The organism is Caballeronia choica (assembly GCF_001544535.1).
Taxonomy (GTDB): Bacteria; Pseudomonadota; Gammaproteobacteria; order Burkholderiales; family Burkholderiaceae; genus Caballeronia; species Caballeronia choica.
In genome coordinates this window covers 1-6973 of record NZ_FCON02000254.1, presented here as the reverse complement: position 1 = coordinate 6973, position 6973 = coordinate 1, and the positions used below count along the sequence as shown (strand labels likewise).

The 6973-nt window shown below is 54.4% G+C and carries 4 protein-coding genes; 2 read left to right on the top strand and 2 right to left on the bottom strand.

Features of this window, described 5'->3' with window-relative positions:
• Window positions 1–364 precede the first annotated feature (364 nt).
• Window positions 365–748, top strand: coding sequence for a hypothetical protein (locus AWB68_RS41545; RefSeq protein ID WP_087649967.1), 384 nt, complete (start codon window positions 365–367; stop codon window positions 746–748).
• A 949-nt stretch (window positions 749–1697) separates the two neighbouring features.
• Here AWB68_RS41545 and AWB68_RS47630 read toward each other — a convergent pair.
• Both AWB68_RS47630 and AWB68_RS41540 read right to left on the bottom strand, forming a co-directional pair.
• On the bottom strand, window positions 1698–2000 hold the full coding sequence (locus AWB68_RS47630) for a hypothetical protein (protein ID WP_125483238.1): 303 nt from the start codon (window positions 1998–2000) through the stop codon (window positions 1698–1700).
• Between the two features lie 80 nt (window positions 2001–2080).
• Window positions 2081–5092 (bottom strand): patatin-like phospholipase family protein, encoded by a 3012-nt coding sequence (locus tag AWB68_RS41540; RefSeq protein WP_087649966.1) that lies wholly within the window; start codon window positions 5090–5092, stop codon window positions 2081–2083.
• Between the two features lie 519 nt (window positions 5093–5611).
• Between AWB68_RS41540 and AWB68_RS41535 the strand changes: the two genes are divergently transcribed.
• Complete coding sequence (locus tag AWB68_RS41535; protein WP_087649965.1) at window positions 5612–6634, top strand: restriction endonuclease; 1023 nt, start codon at window positions 5612–5614, stop codon at window positions 6632–6634.
• The last annotated feature ends 339 nt before the right edge of the window (window positions 6635–6973 follow it).

Here is a 6973-nt window from a genome sequence, read left to right as displayed (position 1 = left end):
CTTTTCATGGGCGTCCTCGTAAGAGCTATCGCTCAAGCATAGAGCATGTGTCCGCAAAATTCCTGACTTATGAGTAAGTGCACGGTGAGCTTTTACGGGATACGTAGAACCATTTGAGGCCGCGTTCGTATTCTGATGGATGATCCGTCCTGTGTCGGCGTCTCGGTTCCTTGGGTCCCAGAGATCTTCCACCTATAAGAACTGCGGGAGCAGGGTTTTTACCTATCAAATGCCTTAGATTGCAGCCGTAATCCAGGCGTAGTCGCGCCGTGATACCTCGCGGTTTCGGTGTCAGCGTTCGTTCGCCATTGACGCGCGAGCGATGGCCCGCGGCAATCAAAGACGAAGGAAGAGAGAAAAAAGAATGATTGTGTTGAAAAAGGTTGCTGTGGCTATGCTGGTCGCCACGCTGTTCTCGCCGGCTATTTCCTTCGCGGACTGGAACAGCTTGCGTCCGGCGTTGGACGATGCACGATCCAGGCTTGAAAGGATTTCTCGAAGTAGCGATTTCGATGACGCGAAGTTCAACGCAGGCCGTGCGAAGAGTGCCTTGGAAGATGCGGAATCAGCAGCTGCCAGCATTGATTGTCCGATGGCTCATTCGGAGCTTGACGATGCTGCAACAATGGCGAGGCGCGCCCGGGACGCATACGATAGCAATGAGTTTTCATACAACGTCCGCCGCGCGATCCGTTCATATAACGACTCGATTGATTACCTAAGACTATGTGCGAACGCCAAACGTTGAACGAATGCGATTCAGCAGCTGACGGTCGAACCTCCGGTTGCATTCGGAAGGTGCGCAGGGCACGACTCTAATGACGCCATCTAACGCTTGCCAAACGTCGGGGATGCGACGGTCCTAACCAGCAGTTCGTCAGCAGTAACGTTGATTGCAACGCGAACGCTTTACTCTTAAGTATTCCTATTTACAAATTTTTATCTCTGCGAGTGCGCGGACTTATGTTCGGGGAAATTTTATTCTAAATGTTGCGTGTGCTTTCGACTTTGTTGCTTAATATGGAATGTAAGACGACTTTGGCGGAAGGGCAATAAGGGTGGGTGCGGCGGCGAACACGCGCAAACGTGCAGCGAATTGACGCTCACTTTAAGCGGTGTTACTTTCGCGCCATTACTAAAAATAAAGACATGGGGCGGGGAATATGAGAAGGTTTTTGGCGTCTGTTATCGCACTTACCATGCTTGCGGGCTGTGCCTCACCGATGGAGCAAGCTGCAAGGCAAGACCGCGCAACGTTCCTGCAATGCAAGATCGATAACCCGTACACGTGGGGCGACAAATGTACCGGGGAGCTTGCAATGTATCAGACGTCTTCCAGCAATGCGTCAGCAGAGGCGGCGCGCAACACGGCAACAGCGCAGGCTATCGCTGGTGGCTTACTGGCAGGTGCGGTGGTAGGTGCTGCTGCTTATGCAAATTCCCGCCCTGTTTATGTAGCGCCTGCCCCGGTCGTTTATGTTTGCCGCTGGAACTGTTGGTGAGTAACGTATTCGTTGGGAAAGAAGAGGCCCAGTTCTTGAACTGGGCTTTTTCTTCTAGCGACGTTTTAACCAAATGTTTCGTGTTTAGCCAGGCCGTCTACCGTCGAATTCCTCTTGTTCATGAACAATTCATTGACTCTACCTTCGGGTGCATAAGCTGGACTAGTCCGCGACCGTTTTAGAAAAACGCATTACCTAGTCCAGATTTTTGGTTTGAGAAACTATCATATTTCCGGACAAGATCTCGTTCGCCCGCACGATGTCGTTGACCGAATATTCGGTCTTGCGTCGCATTCCGGCATCGACGACGACATCCAGAACTACGTCCCGCCCTCCGTTTCGCGCGCCGAAATAAAGAAAACCGCCGATTGCTCTTGCCTGGTAAGCGGTATGAAGCGAGGATATTTGAGAGCGTTCTTCATGGCGCTCATTCCTCGGAGATTTGGGCCCGCTCTGGCAGCGGGCCTTTTCTTGAACAAAAGGGAATGGAATCGCCACCTTGGTAAGCCGTAACCCCCGCAGCATTAAATCGAGGACTGCAAGTAGCGTACGATGGCTGTCAAAGTATGATCTCGCGGCTAGGGTATCCACGGGACCCGAAGGTGATCGCAGGAAAGATGCATCCGCTCGTCGTCTCCGGCCGCAGCAGATTTGCCCGTGCACTTGACTAGCGGCTTTAGATTATTAGGGAAGTACGGCGTTGCGGCGCGCCCCGCGCAGAAGCCAAGTTTTCGATAACTCTCGAACTGGCTTTCGTCGAAGAATTGATCAGCGGTCGATTGCTGTGGAAACGACAAATAGCGGCTTGCATACGACTGGACATCTGCCGGCTCGCGCCGCTCCTTGCACATTGAAGCTTTTATCACGACGATTTCCCCTGACGAGTTATCGCGATAAGTGATAGTGCCGCGAAGACAGGTAGCTTCCGAAAGACGATCAGGCGGAATTCCCCGCAGACTGTTGATGTTGACGTCGATCTCGGCTCCAAAATCGACGCGGCACTTCCTCACCGCTGCCCCGAGGTCCTCGAAAGCCCGCTCGGGATCCGCCGCCGCGTCGACGACCAGAATATAGCGACATTGACGTCGAACGAGCTCGTAAATGCCGGTGTTGTCGAAGTGGCCACCATCAGAGAGATAGACATATGGTTTATCCTCGTTCACACGTCCGCCCAGTTCCTCCAGCAGCCGAAATGGCGCGAAGCCGCTACGCGTGAGCATGTACGACTCTCGCCGCGGATTGGGGCACCATTTACCAAGGCGCAGATTGAACATCGTGAGCAGAAACGAAAGGGTAGGCCGAGTGTGATAGCCCATATTGGAACTGACTGCTGCACCAGAAATGGCCATTGCGGTGCCAAGCGACACTCCGCCGTCTTCCTGATCCAACTTGGACGCATAAGACGTCGTGCGCCGGTAACCACAACGGTCGGAGACGCGCATGGCAGGCGTGGTGCGCTCGGTTGCATCGCCTTCGAGACTCGACAGTTCGTATCCGACATGCAGTCGGCTAAAGGAAAAGGACGCGGCCTTGCGCTCCTGCCAAGCGAGGTTACGGCCTTGGGTCAGATTCATTGCCGTATTGAAAATCTGCAATGGGCGAACGTTCGTCGAAGGCGACTTCATCTTACTAAACAATAGGTCGTCGGTAATGTCGAATCCGGTGAACGGATTTGCGACGCGATCCTTGTTGGTCGCGCCGAGATAGCAGCGCACAAGTCGATTCTTGTACACGCTTTGCAGCGAGAATTTGTTGACGTCCAGTCGCTTACCGAACAAAAGGAACGCAACCACGAGCGCAACGAACACAAGTAGTAGGACGGGAAAGTCTCGTCCGGCGAAGCTCCATCCGGTTACGGTCATAGCCAGGAGATGTTGCTGAGCGACGCCGGAAACTTCCATAAAAGTGGGGAGTGTGCCGGTAGTCAACTCCGACCCAAATACGGGTGTGGCACTACTTGCGCTGGCGGACCATATCAAGATTACCTCATCGAAAAGGGCGGCGAGGAAAGCAAGAATCAGAAGTACGGCGACGCCAGATGCGATGTTGAGCAGCGCGCCATATCGTTGACGGCTCTCCGCGCTTGCCTTCTGCGGTGCCGTGCGCAAAGCACCCCACGCGGTAGTCACGACCCAGCCCACGCTAGTGAGAGAAAGCCAATAAGGAATGCTCTTCAGCGCCCATTGGGTGATAACTGGTATGTAAAACGCAAACGAAAACAGCAGAAGCCAATAGAGTGCGACGACCAGGAGTCTCGCGCTCAGACGACTCCACCATTCCCGCACCCGGTCATGGTAGAGCGAGCCGATGAGTCCGACGAACAACACGTTCGAAATCGAATAGACAAGAAGCACGATGAGTGGAACGAAAGCCCACACAAGTGGCGCCGACATAGCCCATCCATCGATGCTGCTCAGATGCTCCGCTTTGAGGATCGCCAGCATCGCGATGCCCGCACCTAGCGCCGCGAGGCTCGCGGTCAAGGCAAAGACGACCGCATATGCGGCGCGTTCAACCTGGCTGTAAAGTGTGGATTCGGGCGCCGAAGTACGGTACAACCCGCAAACTCTAAGCAACGGAAAAATGGCATTCACGAGTAACGTTACGATAAGCGCGATCGCCCCCGTCCACAAGACCGCTGTGCTGTAGGCGTTCTTCCATTCACCCACGGACTTTGCAAGAAGCAACCACTTGGTCGCGAATATGCACCAAAGCGCTATTGGAGCGACAAGCGTGCAATTCGCTAGCAGATTGTTCTTTTGAATGAGCTTGAGTACGATACGTGCGCCGAGCGAGCGGTTTTGGACACATTGCTTTTGTCGAGCTAGGACGTCGAGATGAAATGCGGTCGCGGCGACGATCCAAACAAATAAAGTCGCCGTGCATATTCCTATAAACGCCGCGTCGTGAGAAGTTCTGGCGACCGCGGAGAGCAGCGATGCGCATTGCGGTCGGCAAAACGTCGCGCCCAGCTCCGCGCCGACAACGAACCATTTCGGCAATGTTAGCAACAGCCACCACGCGGATATCAGCACGATCCAGTTGAGCATGACATTGCGCGTCCAAGCGAGCACAAGGGTGAGCGTGTCGAGTGACAGCATGCCAAGCTTGGGTGTCAAATAATTACTGTAGCGCCTGAGCCATACAATTTCTTGAGGCTCCTCCACACTTTTGTCGCAATCGGGTGTAACCGATCTTTTGAGCTTCTCTTGCACGTCGGATATTCCCCCCGGCTCCTTGCAGACCCACGCCGTCAGCATCGAGCCAATGTACCCGCCGCCGGATACTGTGGACATATAGTCGAATTCAGTTAGCTGGTCTTCAGCGGCTACAGCTTGAAGAACGCCGAGGCAGAATGTGGCGCTGCGAATGCCGCCTCCTGACCGCGCGATACCTGAGGGATGCTGGCCTTTCGACTCGTCCACTCCGAGAGCTGCAAGCTCTTCCTTGCGAACTTGCGCAAAATCGAGAGGAGGATCATTTACGGAACAGCCGCAGCTTGTCGTTCCGGCGCGCTTCGAAGCGCCGAGGTCACTGCGTTCATCGGGGGCGACTACCGAATCGCGTAGGCCGGCATCGGGCGTATTCATGGAATCTCCTTCGGATCCAATCAACGTTAGGATGTAGCCCAAGGAAAATCGGCCAAACTACCTTCAGAAAACGCCGCATTCAGCCAACAATGAAATGTTGTTGGAACAAGTCTTTTGATATATCTGAGTTTGCGCAATGCAGCAGAGCCGCGAAACTTGTCTAAGTATGCCGGCTCGTCCGTCCTGCCCGCCGTTTCGCTCGCCGAAATGAAGAAAATCTCCTATCGCTCTTGCCTGGCCAGCGGTATGAAGCGAGGATATTTGAGAGCGTTCTTCATGGCGCTCACCCCTCGGAGATTTGGGCCCGCCCTGGCAGCGGGCCTTTTCTTGAACGAGGTCCGTTGACCGAAATGCCACTCATGCCAGAGGACGTACCTAGGCGCTTTGTCCTCCAGCGATTATGCTGTTTTGGCGACGAAGGCTCAGTCACCGTAACGATCGCTATGACGATAAAATATGTGATTCAAGCACCTTCCTGCGAAGCGATGAGCCTCCCCAGCAACCACGAAAAGGGCTTTGATGGCGCCTCCCAGTAGGACAACAAATCGACTTCATTTTGAAGATCTGAGTCCCAGCCGCTTCGAAGACCTGTCGCTGGCGCTGGTATATCGACTTCATCGGTGGGAGGAGATTCACCATGATGGAAGAAGTGGCGCGGATGACGGCGTAGATATCAGAGCCATGGAACTCGCCAAGGATGGCTCCATCCGCGTTTGGGCGGTCCAATGCAAGCGCTATGGAAGATTTACGGGCGCGGACGCAAAGGCGGCGGTGCGAGAGGCAGTCGCGAAGGCTTCGACTCCGCCAGACGTGATGCTGTTGGTTGTGGGATGCGATGTGAGTATTTCAGCGCGCTCTGCTTACGAGAGAGCAGCATCCACCGCAGGGATCGGTTCTGCAATTCTGTGGGCGGCATCGGTACTGGAGACGAAGCTTTACTCCGACCATCCCGATTTGCTATTCAGCTTTTTCGGCGTGTCGCTCGCGCGGCGAGAACGCGGGCGTGAAAACGATTTGCGTCGGACGCTCGCCATGAAGAGAAAGCTGAAACGTGTGTTCGGCCACGGTGAGCCAAAACCCGCGGTGATCATTCATTCGATCGACGACGAAGTCTATCCGAGCGTGGACACCGCCGGATCAGGCACAATCAGCCCATGGTTCCGCGCAGAATTCGCCGGCCATTATCACACGGGGATCGAGGTGTACATTGGCCTCGAGCACATCATCGTGGACCGGAGCGACAATGCTTGGTCGACCATGGAGTTCGGGAAAGGCGGCCTCGGTGCTGCTTCCGACCCTGAAAAGGCGTTCGCGAATACACGTTATGATGTTCTGAAGGTGTTCATTGTTGGACGAATCCCTTTTCGCAATATCTTTGATGTCGATGAGGATGGGGACGAGTACTATCCTGGGCCGCATCTCTACTGCCGTTATGCGGATGCAGGAGAACCGTACGAGATGATCGTGCGCCGCGAGGTGGACGGCTATAAGGAATACCACCAGACGGACCGTTTTCCGTTCAGGGCCCGCGATACGCGGTAGTTTGTGACGTCGGCGAGCACCGACGAAGGCGTTGGCTTGCTAAAGGAACTCCCAGCGTATTCAGCGCTGCGCAATGAGCCGTTGCCAGACTAGGTCTAGGCAACTGGCATTGTGAGTCCGGTTCGGTCGTCAGAAACAGGTATGCAAATAAGTTAGCAATATGCCGGTTAAGCACCGGCAGGCAGGCTCGGCGCAGAATCACGGGGTCGACAAGTTAGTCATGCTGCAGTTGACATTTCTCTACCGATGATTGCGGACTTATTCATAAGTCAGGAATTTTGCGGACACATGCTCTATGCTTGAGCGATAGCTCTTACGAGGACGCCCATGAAAAGAGAT

Excerpts from the sequence above, each read along its gene's own strand:
- AWB68_RS41545 (WP_087649967.1), top strand. The coding sequence starts at position 365 with ATGATTGTGTTGAAAAAGGTTGCTGTGGCTATGCTGGTCGCCACGCTG.
- AWB68_RS41540 (WP_087649966.1), bottom strand. The coding sequence starts at position 5,092 with ATGAATACGCCCGATGCCGGCCTACGCGATTCGGTAGTCGCCCCCGAT.
- AWB68_RS41535 (WP_087649965.1), top strand. The coding sequence starts at position 5,612 with ATGGCGCCTCCCAGTAGGACAACAAATCGACTTCATTTTGAAGATCTG.